General features: G+C 68.4%; 25 protein-coding genes. 15 read left to right on the top strand and 10 right to left on the bottom strand.

What is annotated here, in order from left to right:
* Positions 1-19 precede the first annotated feature (19 nt).
* Both AC3RJ7_RS17850 and AC3RJ7_RS17845 read left to right on the top strand, forming a co-directional pair.
* Positions 20-2395 carry an ATP-binding cassette domain-containing protein gene (locus tag AC3RJ7_RS17850; protein ID WP_491457199.1) on the top strand — a complete coding sequence of 792 codons (2376 nt, stop codon included), beginning with the start codon at positions 20-22 and terminating at the stop codon, positions 2393-2395.
* 55 nt (positions 2396-2450) lie between these two features.
* Positions 2451-3107, top strand: coding sequence for a hypothetical protein (locus tag AC3RJ7_RS17845; RefSeq protein WP_491457198.1), 657 nt, complete (start codon positions 2451-2453; stop codon positions 3105-3107).
* Here the strand turns inward: AC3RJ7_RS17845 and AC3RJ7_RS17840 are convergent.
* Positions 3091-3546, bottom strand: a complete 456-nt coding sequence (locus tag AC3RJ7_RS17840) for a hypothetical protein (protein WP_491457197.1) — start codon at positions 3544-3546, stop codon at positions 3091-3093. The genes AC3RJ7_RS17845 and AC3RJ7_RS17840 overlap by 17 nt on opposite strands.
* 69 nt (positions 3547-3615) lie before the next feature.
* Here AC3RJ7_RS17840 and AC3RJ7_RS17835 point away from each other — a divergent pair, with 69 nt between their 5' ends.
* From AC3RJ7_RS17835 to AC3RJ7_RS17820, 4 genes are all read left to right on the top strand, one after another.
* Positions 3616-4053, top strand: a complete 438-nt coding sequence (locus tag AC3RJ7_RS17835; RefSeq protein ID WP_491457196.1) for a MarR family winged helix-turn-helix transcriptional regulator — start codon at positions 3616-3618, stop codon at positions 4051-4053.
* 140 nt (positions 4054-4193) lie between these two features.
* Positions 4194-4580 (top strand): hypothetical protein, encoded by a 387-nt coding sequence (locus tag AC3RJ7_RS17830; protein ID WP_491457195.1) that lies wholly within the window; start codon positions 4194-4196, stop codon positions 4578-4580.
* A complete protein-coding gene (locus AC3RJ7_RS17825) occupies positions 4573-4860 on the top strand; it encodes a hypothetical protein (protein ID WP_491457194.1) in 288 nt (95 codons plus the stop codon). The genes AC3RJ7_RS17830 and AC3RJ7_RS17825 overlap by 8 nt, the downstream gene beginning before the upstream one ends.
* A gap of 224 nt (positions 4861-5084) precedes the next feature.
* On the top strand, positions 5085-7319 hold the full coding sequence (locus AC3RJ7_RS17820; protein WP_491457193.1) for a winged helix-turn-helix domain-containing protein: 2235 nt from the start codon (positions 5085-5087) through the stop codon (positions 7317-7319).
* 25 nt (positions 7320-7344) lie between these two features.
* Here AC3RJ7_RS17820 and AC3RJ7_RS17815 read toward each other — a convergent pair whose 3' ends face one another.
* Together AC3RJ7_RS17815 and AC3RJ7_RS17810 are read right to left on the bottom strand one after the other, a co-directional pair.
* Complete coding sequence (locus AC3RJ7_RS17815; protein ID WP_491457192.1) at positions 7345-7821, bottom strand: GNAT family N-acetyltransferase; 477 nt, start codon at positions 7819-7821, stop codon at positions 7345-7347.
* 105 nt (positions 7822-7926) lie between these two features.
* Positions 7927-8265, bottom strand: coding sequence for a hypothetical protein (locus AC3RJ7_RS17810; protein WP_491457191.1), 339 nt, complete (start codon positions 8263-8265; stop codon positions 7927-7929).
* A 90-nt stretch (positions 8266-8355) separates the two neighbouring features.
* Between AC3RJ7_RS17810 and AC3RJ7_RS17805 the strand changes: the two genes are divergently transcribed.
* Positions 8356-9120, top strand: a complete 765-nt coding sequence (locus AC3RJ7_RS17805; protein WP_491457190.1) for an SDR family NAD(P)-dependent oxidoreductase — start codon at positions 8356-8358, stop codon at positions 9118-9120.
* 12 nt (positions 9121-9132) lie between these two features.
* Here the strand turns inward: AC3RJ7_RS17805 and dhaM are convergent, their stop codons facing one another.
* Genes dhaM through dhaK form a run of 3 tightly spaced genes read right to left on the bottom strand, consistent with a single transcriptional unit; the run spans position 9133 to position 11516 of the window.
* Complete coding sequence (gene dhaM, locus AC3RJ7_RS17800; RefSeq protein WP_491457189.1) at positions 9133-9846, bottom strand: dihydroxyacetone kinase phosphoryl donor subunit DhaM; 714 nt, start codon at positions 9844-9846, stop codon at positions 9133-9135.
* A gap of 2 nt (positions 9847-9848) precedes the next feature.
* Entirely contained in the window at positions 9849-10496 is a 648-nt protein-coding gene (gene dhaL, locus AC3RJ7_RS17795; RefSeq protein WP_491457188.1) for a dihydroxyacetone kinase subunit DhaL, read from the bottom strand.
* Between the two features lie 18 nt (positions 10497-10514).
* Positions 10515-11516 (bottom strand): dihydroxyacetone kinase subunit DhaK, encoded by a 1002-nt coding sequence (dhaK, locus tag AC3RJ7_RS17790; RefSeq protein WP_491457187.1) that lies wholly within the window; start codon positions 11514-11516, stop codon positions 10515-10517.
* Between the two features lie 206 nt (positions 11517-11722).
* Between dhaK and AC3RJ7_RS17785 the strand changes: the two genes are divergently transcribed.
* Positions 11723-12481, top strand: a complete 759-nt coding sequence (locus AC3RJ7_RS17785; RefSeq protein ID WP_491457186.1) for an MIP/aquaporin family protein — start codon at positions 11723-11725, stop codon at positions 12479-12481.
* Between the two features lie 85 nt (positions 12482-12566).
* A complete protein-coding gene (glpK, locus tag AC3RJ7_RS17780) occupies positions 12567-14081 on the top strand; it encodes a glycerol kinase GlpK (protein WP_491457185.1) in 1515 nt (504 codons plus the stop codon).
* Positions 14082-14149: 68 nt separating this feature from the next.
* Here glpK and trpD read toward each other — a convergent pair whose 3' ends face one another.
* A complete protein-coding gene (gene trpD / locus AC3RJ7_RS17775) occupies positions 14150-15202 on the bottom strand; it encodes an anthranilate phosphoribosyltransferase (protein ID WP_491457184.1) in 1053 nt (350 codons plus the stop codon).
* Between the two features lie 132 nt (positions 15203-15334).
* Between trpD and ctaE the strand changes: the two genes are divergently transcribed.
* The 6 genes from ctaE (at position 15335) to AC3RJ7_RS17745 (ending at position 21147) form a co-directional block, all read left to right on the top strand.
* Positions 15335-15979 carry an aa3-type cytochrome oxidase subunit III gene (gene ctaE, locus AC3RJ7_RS17770; RefSeq protein ID WP_491457183.1) on the top strand — a complete coding sequence of 215 codons (645 nt, stop codon included), beginning with the start codon at positions 15335-15337 and terminating at the stop codon, positions 15977-15979.
* A 47-nt stretch (positions 15980-16026) separates the two neighbouring features.
* Positions 16027-16821 carry a cytochrome bc1 complex diheme cytochrome c subunit gene (gene qcrC / locus AC3RJ7_RS17765; protein WP_491457182.1) on the top strand — a complete coding sequence of 265 codons (795 nt, stop codon included), beginning with the start codon at positions 16027-16029 and terminating at the stop codon, positions 16819-16821.
* 37 nt (positions 16822-16858) lie between these two features.
* Positions 16859-17935, top strand: coding sequence for a cytochrome bc1 complex Rieske iron-sulfur subunit (gene qcrA, locus AC3RJ7_RS17760; RefSeq protein WP_491457181.1), 1077 nt, complete (start codon positions 16859-16861; stop codon positions 17933-17935).
* A complete protein-coding gene (gene qcrB, locus AC3RJ7_RS17755) occupies positions 17932-19539 on the top strand; it encodes a cytochrome bc1 complex cytochrome b subunit (RefSeq protein ID WP_491457180.1) in 1608 nt (535 codons plus the stop codon). The genes qcrA and qcrB overlap by 4 nt, the downstream gene beginning before the upstream one ends.
* 31 nt (positions 19540-19570) lie before the next feature.
* Complete coding sequence (locus AC3RJ7_RS17750) at positions 19571-20413, top strand: methyltransferase domain-containing protein (RefSeq protein WP_491457179.1); 843 nt, start codon at positions 19571-19573, stop codon at positions 20411-20413.
* Positions 20414-20481: 68 nt separating this feature from the next.
* Positions 20482-21147: a class I SAM-dependent methyltransferase gene (locus AC3RJ7_RS17745; RefSeq protein ID WP_491457178.1), complete on the top strand. Its 666-nt coding sequence runs from the start codon at positions 20482-20484 to the stop codon at positions 21145-21147.
* A 56-nt stretch (positions 21148-21203) separates the two neighbouring features.
* Here AC3RJ7_RS17745 and AC3RJ7_RS17740 read toward each other — a convergent pair whose 3' ends face one another.
* Genes AC3RJ7_RS17740 through ctaC form a run of 3 tightly spaced genes read right to left on the bottom strand, consistent with a single transcriptional unit; the run spans position 21204 to position 24270 of the window.
* A complete protein-coding gene (locus tag AC3RJ7_RS17740) occupies positions 21204-21635 on the bottom strand; it encodes a cytochrome c oxidase subunit 4 (RefSeq protein ID WP_491457177.1) in 432 nt (143 codons plus the stop codon).
* Positions 21635-23371, bottom strand: coding sequence for an aa3-type cytochrome oxidase subunit I (gene ctaD / locus AC3RJ7_RS17735; protein ID WP_491457176.1), 1737 nt, complete (start codon positions 23369-23371; stop codon positions 21635-21637). Before ctaD ends, AC3RJ7_RS17740 begins: the two co-directional genes overlap by 1 nt.
* Positions 23368-24270 (bottom strand): aa3-type cytochrome oxidase subunit II, encoded by a 903-nt coding sequence (gene ctaC / locus AC3RJ7_RS17730; RefSeq protein WP_491457175.1) that lies wholly within the window; start codon positions 24268-24270, stop codon positions 23368-23370. The genes ctaD and ctaC overlap by 4 nt, the downstream gene beginning before the upstream one ends.
* Between the last annotated feature and the right edge of the window lie 88 nt (positions 24271-24358).

Below are 24358 nucleotides of genomic sequence, written 5' to 3'. Positions count from 1 at the left end.
CCGTGAGAATCTAGACCACATGGCCACCGAGACGACCGCTCCGAATCCCGCCGACCGTCACGAGCTCATCAGCGTGCGCGGCGCTCGCGAGAACAACCTCAAGGACGTCGACGTCGATCTGCCGAAGCGGCGACTGACCGTCTTCACCGGCGTGTCGGGCTCGGGCAAGAGCTCGCTGGTGTTCGACACGATCGCGGCGGAGTCGCGCCGACTCATCGACGAGACGTACAGCGCGTTCGTCCAGGGGTTCATGCCCTCCGTGCCACGACCCGACGTCGACGTGCTGGAGGGGCTCACCACTGCCATCCTCGTCGACCAGGAGCGGCTCGGCGCGAACCCGCGCTCGACGGTCGGAACGGTGACCGATGCGAACGCGATGCTCCGGATCCTCTTCTCCAAGCTCGGCGAGCCGTACATCGGCGGGCCGACGGCGTTCTCGTTCAACATCCCGACGCAGAAGGCGAGCGGGGTGATGACGGGCCCCCACGGCGAGAAGAAGATCGTCAAGGACGTGATCTACCTCGGCGGGATGTGCCCGCGATGCGAAGGGCGCGGCGCGGTGTCGGATCTCGACCTGTCGCTGATCGTCGACGAGTCGAAGTCGCTCGACGAAGGGGCGATCACCGTTCCCGGCTACACCGCCGACGGCTGGATGGTGAAGGGCTTCTCGCAGTCGGGCTTCTATCCCGCCGACAAGCCGATCGCGCAGTTCACCGAGAAGCAGCGGCACCTCTTCCTCTACGGGGAGGTCACGAAGGTCAAGATCAGCGGGATCAACATGACCTACGAGGGGCTCATCCCGAAGCTCACGAAGTCGATGTTCTCGAAGGATCTCGACGCATTGCAGCCGCACATCCGGGCGTTCGTCGAACGGGTCGCGACCTTCGCGACGTGCCCGGAGTGCGACGGCACCCGGCTGACCGAGGGCGCGCGGTCGTCGAAGATCGACGGCGTCAGCATCGCCGACGCGTGTCGCATGCAGGTGACCGACCTCGCCGCCTGGGTGCGCGGCCTCGACGAGCCGGGAGCAGGTCCGCTGCTCGAGGCGCTGAGCGCCAACCTCGAGGCGTTCGTGACCCTGGGCCTCGGCTACCTGAGCCTCGAGCGACCGTCGGGAACGCTGTCGGGCGGGGAGGCCCAGCGCATCAAGATGCTGCGGCACCTCGGCTCATCGCTGACGGACGTCACCTACGTGTTCGACGAACCGACGATCGGGCTGCACCCGCACGACATCCAGCGGATGAACTCGCTGCTGCTCCAGTTGCGCGACAAGGGCAACACCGTGCTCGTCGTCGAGCACAAGCCCGAGACGATCGCGATCGGCGACCACGTGGTCGACCTCGGTCCCGGCGCCGGCGGCGGTGGGGGAGAGATCTGCTTCGAGGGGACCGTCGATGGGCTCAAGGCGAGCGGCACGCTCACCGGTCGGCATCTGGACGATCGCGCCGCGCTCAAGGCCGAGGTCCGTTCGGCGAGCGGCGCGATCGAAGTGCGCGGTGCCAGTTCGAACAACCTCGACGACGTCGACGTCGACATCCCGCTCGGCGTGCTCACGGTGGTGACCGGCGTCGCCGGGTCGGGCAAGAGCTCGCTCATCCACGGCTCGGTGTCCCGTCGTGACGGCGTGGTGTCGATCGACCAGGCGGCCATCAAGGGATCTCGGCGCAGCAACCCCGCCACCTACACCGGCCTGCTGGAACCGATCCGGAAGGCGTTCGCCAAGGCGAACGGCGTGAAGCCCGCCCTCTTCAGCGCGAACTCCGAAGGCGCCTGCCCGAGCTGCAAGGGGTCGGGCGTCATCGTGACCGAGCTCGGGTTCATGGACACGATCGAGACGCCCTGCGAGGACTGCGGTGGAAAGCGGTTCCAAGCGGGCGTGCTCGAGTACAAGCTCGGCGGCCTCGACATCACCGAGGTCCTCGACCTCCCGGTGGCGCAGGCCCGGACGTTCTTCTCAGAGGGGGAGTCGAAGATCCCGGCGGCGGCCAAGATCCTCGGTCGGCTCGAGGACGTCGGACTCGGCTACCTCACGCTCGGTCAGCCCCTCTCGACGCTCTCCGGCGGAGAGCGCCAGCGCGTCAAGCTCGCGATCGCCATGGGAGAGGAGGGCGAGGTCTACGTCCTCGACGAACCGACCACCGGCCTCCACCTCGCCGATGTCGAGAACCTGCTCGGCCTCCTCGATCGCCTGGTCGACTCCGGCAAGTCGGTGATCGTGATCGAGCACCACCAGGCCGTCATGGCGCATGCCGACTGGATCATCGACCTCGGACCCGGCGCCGGCCACGACGGCGGGCGCATCGTCTTCGAGGGGACCCCGGCCGATCTCGTCGCGGCGCGATCGACCCTGACCGGGCAGCACCTCGCGGAATACGTCGGCGCCGAGGCATCCTGATTCGACCGCATGGGGGTCGACGACCGGCCGCTGACGACGGAGTAGTGTCGCAGCCATGGCCACGGACGACCCCCGCACCGATGCGGAACGCACCTCTGATCGCCGCCTCGCCTGGATGCTCGCCGGTTCGTTGCTGCTCGCATCGACGGTCTGGGGTCTCACGGTGCAGTCCTGGGCCTTCGCAGTCCCGGGCGTGGTGGTGCGGATCCTCGGCGATGCGCTGTACGCGGCGTCATTGCTCGTGTTCGCGCTCGGCATCCGTGGTCAGGGCAGCGTGACGGCTCGGCGTCCGCTCGGCACGACGGCACTCGTCGTCCTCGCGTTGTGGAGCTTCGTCGACCTGCTCGTCTTCACCGTCGTCCCGATCGATCAGTCGAACAACGCGCCGACGGTCGTCCTGGGTACGGCGCTGTCGATCGTGCAGGCCGCGGTCGCCCTCATCGCGGTGATCCAGATCGGCCGGGCGCACACGATCACCCCGCCTTGGAACTGGGCGCCGGCCTGGGCCCTTGCCGCCGTCGCGATCACGACGACCGTTCAGTACCTCGTCGCCGCCGGCGGGACGGACTCGCAGGAGACCCTCCTCGCATTCTTCGGTCTCGACCTCGCCGTCCGCGTCGGCGCGGCGGTCTTCCTCGGAGTCGTCGCGATCGTGCTCGCCAACCGACCGGCACCGACGCGCACCGTGTCGATCATCAGCGCGCAACGCTGACGTCGACCGGCTCGGCCGTTCGCTCCGAATCCGCGACGCGGGCTCGCTGCTCGCCCGACGACTGCCATCGCCACGCCCAGATCGCGAGGGCGACCGACAGCAGGATCACGAGCACGCCGAGCGGGACGTGGAGTGCGACGAGCGATCGGAAGCCCGCGAACGCCTGCAGCGACATGAGCGCGAGCAGACCCACTGACGCCGCGATCGGCCACCTCGGGGCTCCGACGAGCCGACGCGCGAGGATCGCAGCGACGATGCCGACCATGAGCACGACCCCGGTGACCGTCGCGAGCTCGCGGTGCCAGGGGAACGCCTCGAGCACCCCGCCCATGAACAGCCCGGCCGTGATCACCTGGCCGAACATCAGCAGCGCGGTGAGCGCCAGCGAGACGCGGAGCAGTGTCGTCGGCCAGGTTCGTCGGGTTCTGTGAGACCTCATGGCAGAAGGCTAGCGAGTCGATCCATATGGATCAATTGCATTTGGATCTAAATCTGCGAGAATCGTCGCATGAGCGAACGCGGGGGAGAGGCGACGATCGAGGTGGGCGTGATGTTCCACCAGTTGTACACGGTGGCGACTCAGCGCCTCAATGCCGCGTTGCGCCCGATGGGCCTGACGGCGCGACATCTGTCGGTGATGTTCCTCATCCGCGACGGCGTGCAGACCCAACGAGATCTCGTAGCGCGTCTCAACACCGACAAGACGGGCATGGTCCGAACGGTCGACGACCTCGAGCGGCTCGCGCTCGTTTCGCGTTCACCGTCGACGGTCGACCGCCGGGTCACCATCCTCGAGCTCACCGATGAGGGAGTGCGAACGCTCACCGCCGCGCAGCAGCACACCAGGGGAGTGGCCGATGAGCTCTTCGCCGCCGTCACGCCGGAGGAACTCGTCATCGTGAAGGGGATCCTGCGTCGCGCACTCGAGACGCTCACGACGCCCTGATCGGACCGGGCGCGGTCGCGGCCGGCCGATCGTCCGATGCCGAGTCGAATTTGGCCATCATCTCGTCCCGTGGACACTGGATCGCACGCGGCACGACGACCTAGTATCTCGGGTATCCGCCCCGGAGTGAGGAGTCGACGATGCAGGCACGACGTTCGGGCGTTCTGGGAACCGCCGCCCTCGCAGCATTCTTGAGCATCGCGGGCGGGGAAGTCGCCAGTGCCGACACCCTCCCGACGACGCAGGCGTGCAGCGAGGAGCTCCTCCAACTGCACGAAGACATCGTCTCGGTGCCGATCGTCGGCGGGAAGGTCGACAAGGAACGTGCGGGCCTCGTGAAACTCGTGGAGGACGCGGGTGCGCTCGCCGAGTCCGGAAAGGCGGTGGATGCGGTCGTCAAGCTGACGAATCTCCAGACGAAGGTCGACGACCTCGCGAGCACCGAACGCATCAGCCCCGAGTCGGCGGCGCTGCTGACCGCAGACACCGCTGGCGTCACGCAGTGCTTGACGGGCGTCGATGGCTGAGCACGTCGCGACGCTGTCGCCGCCGACGCCTCATTCGAGGACTTCGGCACAGGCGCTGCGCGCACTTCTCACGCCGCTGGCCGCGATCATGGCGGCATTCGTCCTCGCGATCGGCTTCGCACCGCTGGGACTCCTCCTGCCGCTCGCCCTGTTCATGGTGAACCTGGGCCGGCAGGTTCGGGGGATCTCGCTGCACGGACCGTCGGCCGGTCGTCTTTCGATGCTCGTGGTGAACGCCGCCCTGACAGCGCTGCTGATCATCTGGCTGCTCAGCCACTAGGTGACCACGAAGCTCCGAGCACCGGTCGAGTTCTCGCATCGGATGCAACTCGCATGGGTTCAGCGCCGATAATGCACATTATGTCGGAACGAGCGTTCGGGGCGCATGAATCCGCTCCCCACCCGATGCGAACCCGATCCGCTGTGGATCGGTAGTATCTGAAGCCGCACGCGCGATTCGGTGCGTGAATTCACTGTTGGCGAAGGTCGATTGGGAGATGACGGATGGCGGCCGCTGAACGCGACCTCAGGGACCTGATCCTCGAGGTCAAGACCACAGGCCCCGACTACGATCCGGGCTACGTGCGTCGCGAGGCGCTCATCCGGCGCCTCCGGGCCGAGCGCTCCCGCCTGGTCACCGTGACCGCGCCGGCGGGCTACGGCAAGACGTCGTTCCTCGCCGAGTGGCGCCAGCTCGAGGACCGCGCCACCGGCTGGCTCACGTTGAGCGGCGACGACGACGATCCTGCCGCGCTCATGCGTCTCCTGACGCGTGCCTGCTCGGCGTTCACACCGGTCGCCGCGTCACTGGACGGCCAGATCTCGACCGCCGACCGCGGGGTGCTCGGCCGGATCGCTCCGGTGCTCGCACACGCCATCTCGCAATCCGAGCGGCCGTTCGTGCTCTTCATCGACGACGCGCACGCGCTCACATCGCTCGACGCGATCGATGCGCTCAATGTCGTGCTGACCGGCGTGCCGGACGGTTCCCAGGTCGTGCTGGCGAGCCGGCATCGCCCGACCCCGTACGCGCGCGGGCGCGTGGCGGCATCGGGTGCCCACGTCGGTGCGGAGGATCTGCAGATCGATCTGGCCGGCGCCGCCAGGATCGCCGAGGGCGCCGGTGCGCAGGTCTCCCCCGAGATGCTCAGCAGCTGGGTCGAGCAGTGCGGCGGCTGGGCTGCCGGCCTGCACATGTGCGCGATCCTCTCCCGGAGCAGGCCTCCGGCAGCGATCGGCAGCGAAGACCTGATCGCCGACTACCTCTACCGCGAATGCATGCGGGAGCTCCCCGAGGACGTCCGGAGCTTCCTCGTCTCCACCTCGATCTTGCAGCCACTCGTGCCGGCGATGTGCGACGCCGTGCTCGGACGCACCGATTCCGCGAACGTGCTTCGCGATCTCGAAGCGCGCCAGCTCTTCATCACCGCCGATCCGCAGCGGCAGGCCTATCGCCTGCACCCGCTGTTCGTCGAGTACCTGCGCGCGGAGCTCCTGCTCGACGCCGGTCCGACCGTACTCGAGCTGCACCGCAGAGCGGCCGGCTGGTGCCATCAGCAGGGCCTGCTGCCCGAAGCGATCAACCATTCGATCGCCGGTGGCGACATCACGACGGCCTCCTCACTCGTGGCGCTCGCCGCCCTCAACACGTACACCGCCGGCGAGACCACGACCCTCGGACGGTGGCTCGACCAGATCGGCGACGCGAACCTCCTTGCGAACCCGTTCGCGGTGGTGGTCGTCACCTGGTACTCGTTGCTCTCCGGTACGGATGCCGCCGCGCAGAAGTGGGCGGCGCTGCTCGGCAGCATGCCGGACAGCGCACCTCAGGTGCCGGGCATCGATCTCCCGTCGACGAAGGCCATGGTCCGAGCCATCACGATGAAGCGGGGAATGCGCGAGGCGCTCGCCGACGCCGAGTTCGCGGTCCAGGCGGAGCCCGTCGACAGCCAATGGCGCGATCCCGCCCTGCAGATCCTGGGGAGCACCCTGCTCCACACCGGTCACACGGCCCGGGCGCGCGAAGTGCTGAGCGAGGCGATCCACACGGCCGAGGCGCACCAGAACCCCGCCACCGTGGTCATGTGCGAGGTCGAACTCGCACAGCTCGCGATCGACGAGAAGGACTGGCCTGCGGCCGAGGCGCACGTGCAGCGAGCGCTCGACGCGATCCGAGCCGGCAACATCGACGGATACATCATGTGCGCGTATGCGCACGCCGCGGCCGCATACGCTGCGCTGCACGGGGGCCGGCGGAAGGCCGGCGAGAAGTTCCTCGCCCTGGCGATGTCCGAGCGCGGGCGATGCATGAGTGCGGTCCCCCTCATCAGCATTCCCACGCGACTGTTCCTCATCCACGCGAATCTGCAGGTGGGCGACACCGACGCCGCACGAATGCTGTTCCGCGAGATCTCCGAGATCCTGCCGCCCGCCGATGGCCGCGACGCCCTCGACGCGCGAGTGGCCGCGGCATCGCGCGCCATCGATGAGAAGGAGCGTCTCGGCAGGTCTGGGCCGTCGACGGCGCTCACGGTCGCCGAACAGCGCGTTCTCCCCTACCTCCAGACCTACCTGACCCAGGCGGAGATCGCGAAGCGGCTCTACGTCTCGAGGAACACCGTCAGCAGCCACGTGTCCGCGATCTTCCGCAAGCTCGACGCATCGACCAGGGCCGAGGCGGTGGAGAACGCATCCACACTCGGGCTGCTCGGCGGTCTGCAGACCGCTTCGTTCGAGTAGCGCGGCGAGGGCGGGAGGGCGCCGTTCACCACGTCTTGCGCATCTGCTGCGTCATGACGTCGTAGCCCGCCGACGTGTAGAGCGAGATCGCCGCGGCGTTCCGGCCGAAGACGTTCAACTCGAGCGCGGCGGCCCCGGCCGCGCGTGTCGCCGACTCCACGGCCTCCAGCAGTGCACGACCGAGACCGGCACCACGGCGCCCGGCGAGCACCTCGATGTCGTACAGGAACGCGACACCGGCCGCGCCTCGCGGGTGGTCGAGGCCGACCCAGGCGCGGCCCACGGGCTCGCCACGGTCGTCGATGCCGCGAAGGATGAGCATCCGCGCCGTTCCGAGACCGTCGGGAAGCAGGCGGGCGTTCTCGTCGAGCGCGCGCTGCACGGCTCCTTCACGGGGCCAGCTCCCCGCGGCGATCTGCTCCTCGGCGTACTCCTCGGCGATCGCCAGCTGCCACTCGTCGAACTCGGCCCGGGTCATCGGGCGTACCGTCACCGTCGTCATCCAGCCATGCTGCCACCATCCGGTGACGATCGGCGCGCGTCGTCGACCGAATCGTGCGCCGCTCCCCCGAGCGGCCCACTCTCCGCTCCCCCGCATCACCCCGGTTCAGGTCGTCGCGTCGCGTTCCTCGTACCGCTCGAGACGTCGGCCGGTCGCCGGCATGCCGAGCTCGTTCAGCGGACCCGTCGTCGACCGCTCGGGCAGCCGTTCATCCGTCGGGCAGGTCATGACGATGTTGCCGTTCGCGTCATCGAACGTGTGTTCGAAGATGGCATGGCCGCACACGGGGCACGGCCGCTCCTCCAACTCGCGCGGATCGGCCTGATCGGTGCCCTCGGAGATGGGCGGTGCGCCGAAGATCGGCTCGAGTGCGTGGTCGACTCGATCGAAGAACCTCGTGAAAGCGTTGCCGTCGTCTGGGCGGCTCGCTGCGTCGCGTGCCATACCGCAGATCGTACGCCCCGAGACATCCTCATCACCAGAGGCGCGCGTGGGGCGCGCCGGGCGCCGTGCAGGAAGTTCTAGGCTGTGAGCATGACGGATGCCTCGCTCCCCCGCCCGGTCACGATCGTCACGGGCGCGAGCCGGGGCATCGGTGCGGCGATCGCGGAGCGACTCGCCGCGGAGGGGCACGACCTCGTCATCACCTACCGCGATCGCGCCGACGATGCCGACGCCGTCGCCCGGCGGTGCGCTGACGCCGGAGCGCGAGTGCTCGTCCTGCAGGTCGACCTCGCCGACCTCGCCGCCGCCGCCACCGTCGTTCCCTCGGCGATCGACGCCTTCGGCCGCGTCACGGGCCTGGTCAACAACGCCGGCATCACCGGCCGGATCGGTCCGTTCCTCGACGTGCCGCTCAGCGAGGCCGAGGCCGTCTTCCGCATCAACGTGCTCGCCCCGCTGGTCATCACGCAGTCGGCCGTCGAGCACATGTCGACAGCTAGAGGCGGTGCCGGCGGGTCGATCGTCAACATCTCGTCCGGAGCGGCGAAGTCGGGCGCTCCGAACACGTACATCCCGTATGCGATGAGCAAGGCGGCGATCAACGCGCTCACCACCGGCACCTCGAAGGAGTTCGGGCCCGTGGGTGTCCGCGTCAACACGGTCTCCCCCGGCACCACCCGAACCGAGATCCACGCCGCGGGCGGGCGCCCCGACGCACCCGACGAGCGGGCCCCGGGCATCCCGATGCGCCGCCCCGGAGAACCGCACGAGATCGCCGGCGCCGTCGCCTACCTGCTCTCGGACGACGCGAGCTACACCTCGGGGGCGGACATCCGCGTCGCCGGCGGCAACTGAACCCCGTCGCGATCAGGCCTCGCCGAACCCCGTCGAGGCGAGATCGGCGAGCGCGTCGACGCCCGCGGTCGCCTCGGGGTCCTCGCTCGCGATCTCGACGCTCGCCCCCTTCGTCAGGCCGAGCGACATGATGCCCAGCAGGCTCTTCGCGTCGGCGCCGTTCACGGTGATCCGCTGCGGATACCGCGCCGCGAGCTTGACGAGTTCGGCGGCGGGCCTGGCATGGAGGCCGTCGGCGTTCACGAGCGTCACCACGCGTGAATAGCCGGATGCCTCGGCACCGGCCCCCTGCGCCGCGCCGGGGTCCGATCCGGGCGCTGCAGGGGCGGTCACCGGTGCCGGCCGGCCGGCCGACTCCGCCGCCCGGACCACGACGTCGAGCGCATCGCCCGCCTCGGCCGCGACGGCGGCCGCGACGCCGCCCTCGACGAGTGGCGCGTCGACGATCCGCGTGCGGTCGCGCTGCGCGTCGTCGAGGAAGTCGAGCGCCGTCTCCGCGGTCAGGATCGCTGAGCCGAGGTCGCACAGCACGACGACGCCCTCTCCGCTGTCGGCCTCGGCGATGGCCGCATGCACGAGGTCGAAGCTCGTCCCGATGCGCCCGTCGTCGGTGCCGCCCGCCGGAATGAGCGCGACCGTCGGCGCCATCTGACGTGCGAGCGCCACGAGCCCGGATGCGATCTGGGCCGAATGCGAGACGAAGACGAGGCCGACGGTGCGCGCCATCTTCACGCCCCCGCCGCCGTCTCTGCCGCGTCGGCGGCCGCACGGAGCAGCAGGGCACTCGACTGCGCCCCCGGGTCGCGGTGCCCGGCGGATCGCTCGCCGAGATAGCTCGCCCGCCCCTTGCGCGCGATGAGCGGCTCCGTCGCGACCGCACCGGCTTCCGCGGCCGCCGCGGCTGCGGCCAGCACCGCCGCGGCGTCCGCACCGGAAACGGCCGCGGCCTCGGCCGCCTCGACGGCCGGGGTCCAGGCGTCGACCATGGTCTTGTCGCCGGACTCCGCCTTCCCGCGAGCCACGATGCCGTCACGGGCGGCCGTGAGGAGGGTGGCCACCGCCCGGCCGTCGAGCGAGACCTCGCCCGACACCGCCCCGGCGGCCTTCAGGTAGGCCGTTCCGTACAACGGGCCCGCGGCGCCGCCGACCGTCGAGATGAGGGTGGTCGCCACGAGCTTCAGCACGTCGCTCGGACTCGCGCCCGCGGCGAGGTCGTCGAGCTTGGCCGTGACCGCCTGGAACCCGCGGTCGAGGTTCTCACCGTGATCCCCGTCGCCGATCGCCCGGTCGAGGGTGATCAGCTCCACCCGATGCTCGCTGATGCGTTCGGCGCTCCGCCGCGTCCAGTCCACCGCCCACGTGATGTCGAGCCCCACCGATCCTCCTTCTTCCCGTCACCGGCCCCAGCGGAGTGCAGGCGTCTGCACCGGGGCATCCCAGAGTTCGATCAGCTCGTCGTCGAGCTTCAGCAGCGTGATCGACATCCCCTGCATCTCGAGCGAGGTGATGAAGCTGCCGACGAGCGATCTGGCGACCTGGATGCCTCGTCCCGCGAGCACTTCGGCCGCTCGACGATACGCGATGTACAGCTCGATCTGCGGGGTGCCGCCCATGCCGTTCACGAACAGGAGCGTCCGCTCGCCGGACTCGTACGGGAGATCCTCGAGGATCGGCGAGAGCAACCGGTCGACCAGCCGGTCGGCCGGCTCGAGTCCGATGCGCTCACGCCCGGGCTCGCCGTGGATGCCGATGCCGATCTCGATCTCGTCGTCGGCGAGCGTGAAGCTCGGCTCGCCGGCGTGCGGGACCACGCACGGCGTGAGCGCGAGCCCCATCGACCTCGCGCCGGCGTTCACCCGCTCGGCGATCGACGCGACCGCTTCGAGCGAGTCCCCGCGCTCGGCGGCCGCCCCTGCGATCTTCTCGACGAGCACCGTTCCGGCGACGCCTCGCCGACCGGCCGTGTAGAGCGAGTCGCGGACGGCGACGTCGTCGTTCGTCACGACCGCCCGCACCTCGATGCCCTCTGCCGCCGCGAGGTCGGCCGCGGTCTCGAAGTTCAGCACATCACCGGTGTAGTTCTTCACGATGTGGAGCACACCGGCCCCGCCGTCGACCGACTTCGTCGCCTCGAGGATCGGATCGGGGGTCGGCGAGGTGAACACCGCCCCTGGCACCGCGGCATCGAGCATGCCGAAGCCGACGAACCCGGCATGCAACGGCTCGTGTCCGCTCCCTCCGCCGCTGACGAGGCCGACCTTCCCGGCGATCGGCGCATCCGCCCGCACGACGCGGATCGGATCGACGTCGACCCGCACGAGGTCGGCGTGCGCCAGCGCGAATCCCGCGACCGACTCGTCGACGACGCGCTTCGGGTCATTGATGATCTTCTTCATCCCGCACCCCTTCCGTCTCCGCCGGGCGCCGCCGCGGCGCGGCGAACCCGACGCAGCATCCCCCGCAAACCTACGCCCCGTGCGCCCTCGTCCGTAAGGGCGATGATCGGCGAACTGCATCGCGGTCGTTCCCCCCGAAGGGGTCACGGGGCTATCGTGACACTCGAGCGGCTGCGACGACGCACCGCCAACGAAGGGGGTTGCACATGAATCTCGGCACCATCTTCCTCTCGGAACTGGTCGGAACCGCCATGCTCGTGCTGCTCGGTTGCGGCGTGGTCGCGAACGTCGCGCTCATCCGCAACAAGGGCCACAACGGCGGGTTCCTCATGGTGAACATCGGCTGGGGCCTCGCGGTCTTCGCCGGCGTCATCGTCTCCTACGCGTCAGGAGCGCACCTCAACCCGGCGGTCACGCTCGGCCTCACCGTCAACTACCTCGGCAAGGGCAAGGCGGACTTCGTCCCCGGCATCCCGGTCGACGGCGCTTCCATCGCGACGTACATCGGCGCCCAGATGGTCGGCGCGATCATCGGTGCCGTCATCTGCTGGCTGGCGTACAAGCAGCACTTCGACGCGGAGCCGGAGGCCGGCAACAAGCTCGGCGTGTTCTCGACGGGGCCGGCCATCCGCTCGTACGGCTGGAACCTCGTCACCGAGATCATCGGCACCTTCGTGCTCGTGTTCGTCATCCTGGGCTTCAGCTACGGCGGCACCCCGGCCGAGCTCGGCGCGATCCCGGTGGCGTTCCTCGTGATCGCGATCGGCGCCTCCCTCGGTGGCCCGACGGGCTACGCGATCAACCCCGCCCGCGACCTCGGCCCGCGCATCGCGCACGCCTTCCTGCCGATCAAGGGCAAGGGCGCATCCGACTGGTCGTACTCGTGGGTGCCCGTCGTCGGCCCGATCATCGGCGGAATGATCGCCGGCTGGGCGGCACTCGTGCTGCTCCCCGTGCTCGCCTGACCGCCGGTTCGCACGACACCGACACCGAGACATCCAACGAACGACGCGCCCGACGCAGTCCGGCGCGCACGAATGAGAGGAACTCATGGCCGACTACATCCTCGCGATCGACCAGGGCACGACGAGCTCGCGCGCGATCATCTTCGACAAGGCCGGATCGATCGTCGCAACGGGGCAGCTCGAGCACGAGCAGATCTTCCCGAAGGCCGGCTGGGTCGAGCACGACCCGGCCGAGATCTGGCGCAACACGCGGGAGGTGATCGGCCAGGCCCTCGGCAAGGCCGACCTGACCCGGCACGACATCGCCGCGGTGGGCATCACCAACCAGCGCGAGACCGCCGTCGTCTGGGACAGGCACACCGGCGAGCCCGTGTACAACGCCATCGTCTGGCAGGACACGCGAACCCAGCCGATCGTGGACCGGCTCGCGGCCGACGGCGGCGTCGAACGGTTCAAGGACCAGGTGGGCCTTCCGCTCGCGACCTACTTCTCGGGCACGAAGATCGTCTGGATCCTCGAGAACGTCCCCGGCGCGCGCGAGCGCGCCGAGGCGGGCGACCTGCTGTTCGGCACGACCGACTGCTGGGTGCTCTGGAACCTCACGGGCGGACACGAAGGCGGCGTCCATGCGACGGACGTCACGAACGCGAGCCGCACCATGTTCATGGACCTCGAGACGCTGCAGTGGGACGACGAGATCCTGGCGGCATTCGGCGTGCCCCGTTCGATGATGCCCGAGATCAAGAGCTCGTCCGAGGTCTACGGCACCGTCGAGCCGTCGAGCCTCCTGCGCGAGGTGCCGGTCGCCGGCATCCTCGGCGACCAGCAGGCGGCGACGTTCGGTCAGGCCGCGTTCGATGCCGGCGAGTCGAAGAACACGTACGGCACGGGCAACTTCCTCATCTTCAACACGGGCGAGGAGATCGTGCACTCGAAGAACGGGCTGCTCACGACGCTGGGCTACAAGCTCGGCGACGAACCGCCGCACTACGCGCTCGAGGGATCGATCGCGGTGACGGGCTCGCTCATCCAGTGGCTGCGCGACAATCTCGGGCTGTTCCAGAGCGCACCCGAGGTCGAGGAGCTCGCGAAGTCCGTCGAGGACAACGGCGGCGCCTACTTCGTCCCCGCGTTCTCGGGGCTGTTCGCGCCGTACTGGCGACCCGACGCCCGCGGCGCGCTCGTCGGGCTCACCCGGTTCGTGAACAAGGGGCACATCGCCCGGGCGGCACTCGAGGCGACGGCGTTCCAGACGCGCGAGGTCCTCGACGCCGTGAACGCCGACTCGGGCGTCGAGCTGACCGAGCTCAAGGTCGACGGCGGCATGATCGCGAACAACACGCTCATGCAGTTCCAGGCCGACATCCTCGGCGTTCCGGTCGTCCGGCCGGTCGTCGCCGAGACGACCGCCCTCGGCGCCGCCTACGCCGCGGGTCTCGCGGTCGGGTTCTGGTCGAGCCTCGACGAGCTCCGCGCGAACTGGCAGGAGGACTCGCGCTGGGAGCCCGAGATGGATGCCGGGGAGCGCGAGCGTCGCCTGCGCCTCTGGAAGAAGGCCGTGACGAAGACCTTCGACTGGGTCGACGAAGACGTCGAGTGATCGACGACGAACGCGGGCCCCGTGGTCGACCACGGGGCCCGCGTTCGTCGGTCGTCCGACGTCGAGTCTCAGCGCTTGGTCGCGGCGATCCAGGCGTCGAGCTTCGCTGCTGCGGCGCCGCCGTCGATCGCCTCCTCGGCGACGGCCATCTTGTCGCGGAATCGGTCGAGGATCGGGCGCTGGAACTGGCTCGGGTCCTTCGCGAGGTCGAACGAGACGAGCCCGGCCGCCGCGTTCAGCACGACGATGTCGCGCACGGGCCCACGGGCGCCTCCGAGCACCTCGTGCACGATCGCCGCGTTGTGTGCGGCGTCGCCGCCCGTGAGCCGGTCGATCGTCGTGCGCGCGATGCCCAGGTCGCGCGGATCGAGGTCGTGCTCCTTCACCGTGCCTCCGGAGACCTCCCACACGTGGGAGTGCCCGGTCGTCGTCAGTTCGTCGAGCCCGTCGTCGCCGCGGAACACGAGCGCCGTCGCGCCGCGCGTCTGGAACACGCCCACGATGAGCGGCACGCGGTCGAGGTGGGCGACCCCGACGGCCGACGCCTCCGGGCGGGCCGGGTTGCACAGCGGGCCCAGGAAATTGAACACGGTCGCGATGCCGAGCTGGGCCCGAACGGGTCCCGCGTGCCGGAAGCCGGGGTGGAAGGCCGCGGCGTACGCGAACGTGATGCCGACGTCCTCGAGCACCGACGCGACGCGCTCCGGCGCCAGCGCGAGGTCGAGACCCAACTCGGCGAGCACGTCGGACGAGCCGGACGCGCTGCTCGCGGCGCGGTTGCCGTGCTTGATCACCGGCACGCCCGCGGCCGCGGCGACGATGGACGCCATCGTCGAGACGTTGACCGTGCCGAATCGATCGCCACCGGTGCCGACGATGTCGAGGGCCATGGGATCGGCGGGCAGCGGCACCGCGTGTTCGAGGACGGCGTCGCGGAAGCCGACGATCTCATCGACCGTCTCCCCCTTGATGCGCAGCGCCACGAGGAATGCGGCCAGCTGGGCCTCGGTCGCCTCGCCCGTCATGACCTGCTCCATGCACCACGCCGCGTCCGAAACGCTCAGGTCGTGGCCCTGCAGGAGGGAGTTCAGGATTTCCGGCCAGTTCTGGTGCGAGGGCATGCTGCCGATCATATCCGCCCGATTCACGGCGGATTCTCGGGCGTTGCACAGTGCTACTTAGGCTTCCCTTACCTGGTGCGCGGCGACACGGCCCCCGATGATGACGAAAACTCCGCCGGGATTTCGGCCATAATGGGGAGCGTGACGAGCACCTCAATCACTTATCAGGCGAGCGCGCCCGTGATCAATCGACCGAACACCGTTGCGGTGGGCACGATCGTCTGGCTGGGCAGCGAGGTCATGTTCTTCGCGGGACTCTTCGCGATCTACTTCACACTGCGGTCGACTTCACCCGACCTCTGGGCGTTCGAGGCCGATCGGCTGAACTTCCCGTTCTCGCTGACGAACACCATCATCCTCGTGCTGTCCTCGTTCACCTGCCAGTTCGGCGTGTTCGCGGCCGAGCGCCTGCAGCCCTACCGCACGGGCGAGTGGTGGAACCCGGTCAAGTGGGGCATGGTCGAGTGGTTCTTCCTCACCTACGCCATGGGTGCGATCTTCGTCGCCGGCCAGATCTGGGAGTACGCCACGCTCGTCTCCGAGGGCATCGCGATCGACTCGAACTCGTACGGTTCGGCGTTCTACCTCACGACCGGTTTCCACGGTCTGCACGTCACCGGCGGTCTCATCGCCTTCCTGCTCGTGATCGGCCGAGTCTTCGCCGTCAAGAACTTCGGTCACCGCGAGGCGACCAGTGCGATCGTCGTCTCGTACTACTGGCACTTCGTCGACGTGGTCTGGATCGGTCTGTTCCTCGTGATCTACGTGCTGAAGTAGGCCGCCCGATGCGTCAGTCCAGCAAGCCCGTCAACAGGAAGAACCACATGACCCGCCAGAAGCGACGCGCCGGCCGTCGGCACCCGCTCGCCACCGTCGCGCTCCTCGCCATGGGCCTCGTCTTCACCGGCGGCGCCTACGCCGCGCTCAGCGCCGGCACCGTCGCCCAGGCCGAGGCCGACCCGTCCTCGCAGCAGACCATCGAAGAGGGCAAGAAGCTCTTCCAGGCGAACTGCGCGACGTGCCACGGTATCGACGCGGAGGGCACCTCCAACGGTCCGAGCCTCATCGGCGTCGGTGCCGCGGCGGTCGACTTCCAGGTCGGCACCGGCCGCATGCCGATGCAGATGCAGGGTCCCCAGGCGCTCCAGAAGCCGCCGCAGTTCACCGACGAGCAGGTCAAGCAGCTCGCCTACTACGTCGCGTCGCTCGGCCCGGGCCCCGAGATCCCGGCCGACCACCTCGTCAACGGCGGCGGTGACGCGGCGAACGGCGCCGAGCTCTTCCGCATCAACTGCGCGATGTGCCACAACGTCGCCGGCGCGGGCGGCGCCCTCACCGAGGGCAAGTTCGCTCCCCCGCTCACCGAGGTCACGGGCGTCCACATCTACGAGGCGATGGTCACGGGTCCGCAGAACATGCCCGTCTTCAACGACCTCAACATCTCGCCCGAGGACAAGCGCGACATCATCACGTACCTCAAGTACGTCCAGGACAACCGTTCGCCCGGCGGATTCGAGCTCGGCTCGCTCGGCCCGGTCTCGGAGGGCCTGTTCATCTGGATCTTCGGTCTCGGCACCATCGTCGCGATCACCGTGTGGATCACGGCGAAGTCCAACTAGCGACAGCCCGGCACGAAGAAGACTCAGAAGGAGAACCATGGCACAGGACGACCACAGCGGCGCGGAAATCGCCGCTGCCGACTCGTCGCACGCCGCGCACGACTCGAACGTTTCGCCGGGCACCGCGGTGATCGCCGCCGACGCGTTCGAGAATCCCGGATTCCCGCCGCACCGGCCGCGAGTGACCGACGAGGACCCGAAGCGCGACAAGCGGGCCCAGCGCACCGTCTACACGCTCTTCTACCTGTCGATCCTCGGCAGCGTCTGGGCGATCGCGGCGTACATGCTCTTCCCGATCGAGTCCAACGACGTCGGCATGGTCCGCCTGAACAACATGTTCTTCGGCCTCGGTGCGACGCTCGCCCTCCTCGGCATCGGCTTCGGCGTCGTTCACTGGGGCAAGGCCGTCATGACCGAGGTCGAGCTCGCCGACGAGCGGCACCCGATCGGCGGTTCTCCCGAGACCCAGGCGGCGGCCGCGAAGGTCTTCGCCGACTCCGACCGCGAGTCGGGGTTCACCCGTCGCACCGCCATCCGCAACAGCCTCATCGGCGCGCTGCTGGTGTTCCCCCTCCCGGCGATCGTCCTCTTCCGCGGCTTCGCTCCGCAGGACGAGAACCCGGTGGAGCTGCTCAGCCACACGATGTGGCAGAAGGGCAGCCGCCTCACCCTCGACCCGTCGGGCACGCCGATCAAGGCGGCGGACGTCACGGTCGGAAGCGCGTTCCACGTGATCCCCGAGGGGCTCGCAGAACTCGAGCACGGCAAGCTCGAGGCGAAGGCCAAGGCCGCCGTCCTTCTCATGCGCCTCGACCCGGCGGAGCTCAACGAGCAGCCCGACCGCAAGGACTGGTCGTACGACGGCATCGTCGCGTACTCCAAGATCTGCACGCACGTCGGTTGCCCGGTCGCCCTGTACGAGCAGCACACGCACCACCTGCTGTGCCCCTGCCACCAGTCGCAGTTCGACGTCACCAACCACTGCGAGGTCATCTTCGGCCCGGCGAAGCGTCCGCTGCCGCAGCTGCCGATCACCGTTGACGACGAGGGCTACCTCGTCGCGCGAAGCGACTTCACCGAACCCGTCGGCCCGAGCTTCTGGGAGCGCCATTGAGCACCGCACCGTCCGCAACCGCGCCGCAGAAGCGGTCGTTCACCGCGGCAGCCTCCGTCTACGTCAACGAGCGCACGAGCCTCGCCGGCTTCGTCAAGGAGCTCGGGCGCAAGGCCTTCCCCGACCACTGGTCGTTCCTGCTGGGTGAGGTCGCCCTCTTCAGCTTCGTCGTCGTCCTGATCTCGGGCACGTTCCTGACGTTCTTCTTCCAGGCGTCGATGGCCGAGGTGCACTACAACGGCTCGTACGTGCCGCTCAAGGGCGTGGAGATGTCCGTCGCCATGGCGTCGACCCTCGACATCTCGTTCGACATCCGCGGCGGGCTCTTCGTGCGGCAGATGCACCACTGGGCCGCGTTGCTGTTCGTCGCCGCCATCGGCCTGCACATGCTGCGCATCTTCTTCACGGGCGCGTTCCGCAAGCCCCGCGAGCTCAACTGGGTGATCGGCTTCACGCTGTTCATCCTCGCGATGGCCGAGGGCTTCACTGGCTACTCGCTCCCCGACGACCTGCTCTCGGGCAACGGCCTCGCGATCATCAACGGCATGATCAAGGGCATCCCGGTGGTCGGCACCTGGACGTCGTTCCTGCTGTTCGGCGGAGAGTTCCCGGGCACCGCGATCGTCGGCCGCCTCTACACCCTCCACATCCTGCTGCTCCCGGCGCTCGTCGTCGCGCTCGTGGCGATCCACCTCGTGTTCGTCGTGGTGCACAAGCACACGCAGTACGCCGGCCCGGGCAAGACCCAGCAGAACGCGGTGGGCCCGCCCATCCTTCCGATCTACGCGGCCAAGGCCGGCGGGTTCTTCTTCATCATCTTCGGTGTGCTTGCGCTCATCGCCTCGATGTTCACGATCAACCCGATCTGGAACTACGGCCCGTACGACCCCTCCCCCGTCTCCGCCGGTACCCAGCCCGACTGGTACATCGGCTTCGCCGACGGTGCGCTGCGTCTCGTGCCCCCGGGCTGGGAGTTCGTCTGGCTGGACCGCACGTGGTCGTTCAACATCATCGTGCCGATCCTCGTCCTCGGCGGATTCATCATGACGGTGCTGATCTACCCGTTCATCGAGGCCTGGATCAAGGGCGACAAGCGCGAGCACCACATCGCCGACCGTCCGCGCAACGCGCCGACCCGCACGGCGATCGGTGCCGCCGGCGTCACGTTCTACGCAGGCCTCTGGGCCGCGGCGAGCTCCGACATCCTGGCGACCCACTTCTCCCTGACCATGGAGGGCGTGATCCACGCGCTGCAGGCCGTCGTCATCATCGGGCCGTTCATCGCGTACTTCATCACGAAGCGCGTGTGCATCGCCCTGCAGAAGAAGGATCGCGAGATCGTCCTTCACGGTTACGAGTCGGGCCGCATCGTCAAGCTGCCCGGTGGCGAGTTCATCGAGGTCCACCAGCCGCTCGACGAGTACGACCGTTGGAAGCTCGTCGACTTCGAGACCTACGAGCCGCTGATGATCCGGCCGAACGCACGCGGCAAGATCACCTTCGGCCAGCGCGTGCGCGCCTCGCTCTCGCGTTGGTTCTTCGAAGACCGCATCGCGCCGGTCACGAAGGGCGAGCTGGAGTCGGGCCACGACGGCCACCACTGACGCGCTGACTGACGTATTCGGGCACCGGACCATGTCGATCGATTCGACCTGGCTCCGGTGCCCGAACTGCTTCAGCGAACTCTCCCCCGTCGCCGAGCGGACGTTCGGCTGCGCCGAAGGACATCGCTTCGACCGTTCGAAGCACGGCTTCCTCACCCTCCTTCCGCCGAAGGCCCCCAAGACGATCGGCGACGACCGCTCGATGCTCGAGGCACGGGCCGCCCTGCTCGGCGGCGGTGCGTACGCACCCATCTCGAACGCCCTCGTCGACGCGGCCCGCGAGCACGCCGCGAACGCCACATCGTTGCTGCGCATCGCCGACCTCGGCTGCGGAACCGGGCACTACTCGGCCGAACTCGACCGAGCACTCCCCCGCACGACCTTCCTGGTGGCCGACCGCTCGCCCGACGCCGTTCGCACGAGTCTTCGCGCGGTCCCCGAGTCGACCGGCGTCGTGCTCGACATCTGGCGGCCGCTTCCGCTCAGGACGGCGACCGCCGACCTGGTGCTCAACATCTTCGCGCCGAGGAACGGTACGGAGTTCGCTCGTGTCCTGCGCCCGGGCGGGCGCCTCCTCACGATCGTGCCCACGGAGCGCCATCTGATCGAGCTCCGCGAGGCGGGGCTGATGCTCGATGTCCCGCCCGGCAAGGCCGAACGCCTCGTCGAACAACTCGCCGCCGACGGTTTCGCACCCGCCGAGGTCAGGTCGATCGAGTACGATCTCGCAGCCGACGCCGCGACGCAGCGGCAGCTCGCCGGCATGGGACCGTCGGCGCATCATGCCCGTGACGGCGCGAGGCCACCGATCGAACAGGATGTCGCGCCGGCGACGGTGACCGTCTCGGTCGCACTCCTCGTGCTCGAGCGCTGAACGCCTCGCGACCGACCTCCCACGATCGGACTGATGCATTCGACGTCGGCAGGGCCGATACTTGCTGCATGGACGACTGCTGCGTGGGCGGTACGGAGGGTGCCGACCGCTACGAGCCCGTATTCACCAGCCGCTTCGCCGAGCGGATCGCCCGACGCTACGCGAAGGAGGGTCTGACCCCGCCCGAGCGGCGCATCGTCGAGTACCTCGCCGACGAGGTCGGTGTCGAGGGCGCAACGGTGCTCGAGATCGGCGGGGGTATCGGCGAAATCCAGATCGAGCTGATCAAGCGCGGCGCTGCGGCCTCGGTGAATCTGGAGCTGTCGAGCTCCTATGAGACGGTGGCGGCGCGGGTCGCCGCGGAATCCGGCACGGCACACGTCATGACCCGCCGCACCGGTGTCGATCTCGCGTTGCATCCTGAGGCCGTCGACGTCGCCGACGTGGTCATCCTGCATCGCGTCGTCTGCTGCTACCCCGATGCGACCCGCCTGTTGTCCGCAGCAGCCGGGAGGGCGAACCGCGCCCTCGTCTTCACGCACCCCCCTCGTGATCTCCTCACCAGGTTCGCGGCGGCATCCGGCAACCTGCTCATGCGGCTGCAGCGGCGAAGCTACCGCGGGTATGTGCACTCCCCCGATGCGATGGTGGCCGTGCTCGAGCGCAACGGCTTCGAGGCGCGCTACCGCCAGCGAGCCGGTTCATGGCGCGTCGTCGGCGCGGTGCACGCGTGATCCCGGAAACGACGAAGCCCCGAACCGATCGGTTCGGGGCTTCGTGCAGCTGAGGCTCAGCGAGCGAAGTTGCCGCGGTAGTACTCGTAGACCCAGCCGACGAGGCTGATCACACCGATGCCGACCGCGATGAACGAGATCCAGAACCCGACGGCCAGACCGAGGAACAGCAGCGCAGCCGCACCGGCGAGCATGATCGGCCACCAGCTCCACGGGCTGAAGAAGCCCAACTCTGCGTCGCCGTCGTCGATGTTCGCGTCGAGGCGGTCCTCGGGCAGCTCAGCGCCCTGTGCGCTGTGCACCCGCCCGAGGTAGAACGCGATGAACGCCGCGAGGACGGCGCTGAGCGTGACCGCGACCGTGCCCACCCACTCGGGGTGGTCGAGGCCGTGTGCGGCGTTGTCGCTCCAGCTCCAGACCACGTACACTGCGGCCGCGAGGAGGAAGAAGACGCTGAGGATCCAGAACAGGATGACGTTGGCGCGCATTACTTGATCTCCTCCGTGGCGGCGTCGTACGTCGGCGCCTCAGGGGCGTCCTTCGCCGGACCGATGCCGACGGGGATGCCGGCCTCGGGGTGGTTGAGGTCGAACGCCGGACGCTCCGAACGGATGCGCGGGATCGACGTGAAGTTGTGCCGCGGCGGCGGGCAGCTGGTCGCCCACTCGAGCGAACCGCCGTACCCCCACGGGTCGTTGACGGTCACCTTCGGCGCACGACGCGCGGTGATGTACACGTTCAGGAAGAACGGGACGAGCGAGACCGCGAGGATGCCGGCACCGATGGTCGAGAGCTGGTTCATCCAGGTCACGTTGTCCTCGGGCAGGTACGAGAAGTACCGTCGCGGCATGCCGACGACGCCGATCCAGTGCTGGATGAGGAACGTCGTGTGGAAGCCGATGAACAGCAGCCAGAAGTGCCACTTGCCCAGCGTCTCGTTGAGCATCTTGCCGGTCCACTTGGGCCACCAGAAGTAGAAGCCCGCGAACATGGCGAACACGACCGTGCCGAACACCACGTAGTGGAAGTGCGCGACCACGAAGTACGTGTCGGAGACGTGGAAGTCGAGCGGCGGCGACGCCAGGATGACGCCGGTGAGGCCACCGAACACGAACGTGATGAGGAAGCCGAGCGACCAGATGAGCGGCGTCTCGAACGTGATCGAGCCTCGCCACATCGTGCCGATCCAGTTGAAGATCTTCACGCCCGTGGGCACCGCGATCAGCATCGTCATGAGCGCGAAGAACGGGAGCAGCACCGAGCCGGTGACGTACATGTGGTGGGCCCACACGGTGACCGACAGGGCCGCGATCGCGATCGTCGCGTAGATGAGGGTCTTGTACCCGAAGATCGGCTTGCGGCTGAACACCGGGAAGATCTCGGACACGATGCCGAAGAACGGCAGGGCGATGATGTACACCTCGGGGTGGCCGAAGAACCAGAAGAGGTGCTGCCAGAGGATGACGCCGCCGTTGGCGGGATCGTAGACGTGCGCGTCGAAGACGCGGTCGGCCCCCGCGGCGAGCAGCGCCGCCGCCAGCACGGGGAACGCCATCAGGATCAGGATCGAGGTGACGAGCGTGTTCCACGTGAAGATCGGCATGCGGAACATGGTCATGCCCGGCGCGCGCATCGTGATGATGGTCGTGATGAAGTTCACGGCGCCGAGGATGGTGCCGAAGCCGGAGAGGCCGAGGCCCAGCATCCAGAGGTTGCCGCCGACACCCGGCGAGAACGTCGTCGACGCGAGCGGCTGGTAGGCGAACCAGCCGAACGACGCGGCGCCCTGCGGCGTCAGGAAGCCCGCCACCGCCATGAGCGAACCGAAGTTGAACAGCCAGTACGCGAAGGCGTTCAGTCGCGGGAACGCGACGTCGGGGGCGCCGATCTGCAGCGGCATCAGCACATTGGCGAAGCCGGCGAACAGCGGCGTCGCGAACATGAGCAGCATGATCGTGCCGTGCATGGTGAACAGCTGGTTGTACTGCTCGCGCGTCTGCAGCAGTTCGAGACCGGGCTCGAAGAGCTGGGCGCGGATGACGAGGGCCATCACGCCGCCGATGCAGAAGTAGATGAACGAGGTGATCAGGTACATGTACCCGATGACCTTGTGGTCGGTGGACGTGATCCACTTGACGAGGATGTTGCCCTTGCGCTCGACCTTCGAGGCGCCGAACGGCAAGCTGCTCGACTGCGGCCGAGCCGGTGCGGTCGTGGTGCTCATTCGGCTTCTCGCTCTTCCTTCATTTCGGGTGCACCCTTACCGGGCAGGTTCTGGTTGCGGTCGTACTCGCTCGACAGCTGGCCCTCCTGGCCGGCGTCGCGGAGCGACTGGATGTAGTCGTCGTACTCGGCCTGCGAGACGACCTCGACGTTGAAGAGCATGAGCGAGTGGTACTCGCCGCACAGCTCGGCGCACTTGCCGGCGTAGGTGCCCTCGCGCTCGGGGACGAACGACATGTAGTTGGTCTTGCCCGGGTACATGTCCTTCTTGTAGAGGAAGTCGACGACCCAGAACGAGTGGATCACGTCGCGCGACTCGAGCTCGATCTCGACGTTCGCACCGACGGGCAGGTAGAGGGTCGGCAGCTCGGACTGCACGAGCGAGCCCTTCGGTCCCTCCTCGTCGAGCTGGCCCTGGATGCCGGGCGAGTAGACGTCTTCCTTCACGTAGTTGAAGTCCCAGGCCCACTGCTTGGCGATGACCTCGACCTGCACGTCGACCTCGTCGGCGGCGAAGCGCTCTTCGATCTGCGCCTGGTCGCGCGCGGTGAACGCGAAGAACCCGAGCACGAGGATCAGCGGGACGATCGTGTAGAACACCTCGATCGGCATGTTGTAGCGCAGCTGCACGGGCAGACCGGTCTGGCCCTTGCGGCGACGGTACGCGATGACCGCCCAGATCGTCAGCCCCCAGGTGAGGACGCCGACGATGAGCAGGACGATCCACGAGGTGACCCACAGGCCGGACACGGTCTCGGTGTGGTTCGTGACCGGTGCTTCGCCCTCGACGAAGCCGGGCAGGAATCCGTTGAGCTGCGCCTGCGTGCAACCGGCGAGCACGAGGCTGAGAGACGCTGCGATCGGGATAGCAGCCCATCGGAGACGGCGATTGTGGCGCACCGGTGACCTTTCGGGAGACTCGAAGGCGCTTCACAGTGAAGCGCGGTGATCGATGCCTAGCCTACTCCGACTCGGCACCCGAGGTGTG

The sequence above is a fragment of the Agromyces solani genome (genome assembly GCF_058349925.1).
Note: the sequence above shows the minus strand (reverse complement) of the source record. Positions and strands in the feature narration are given on the sequence as shown.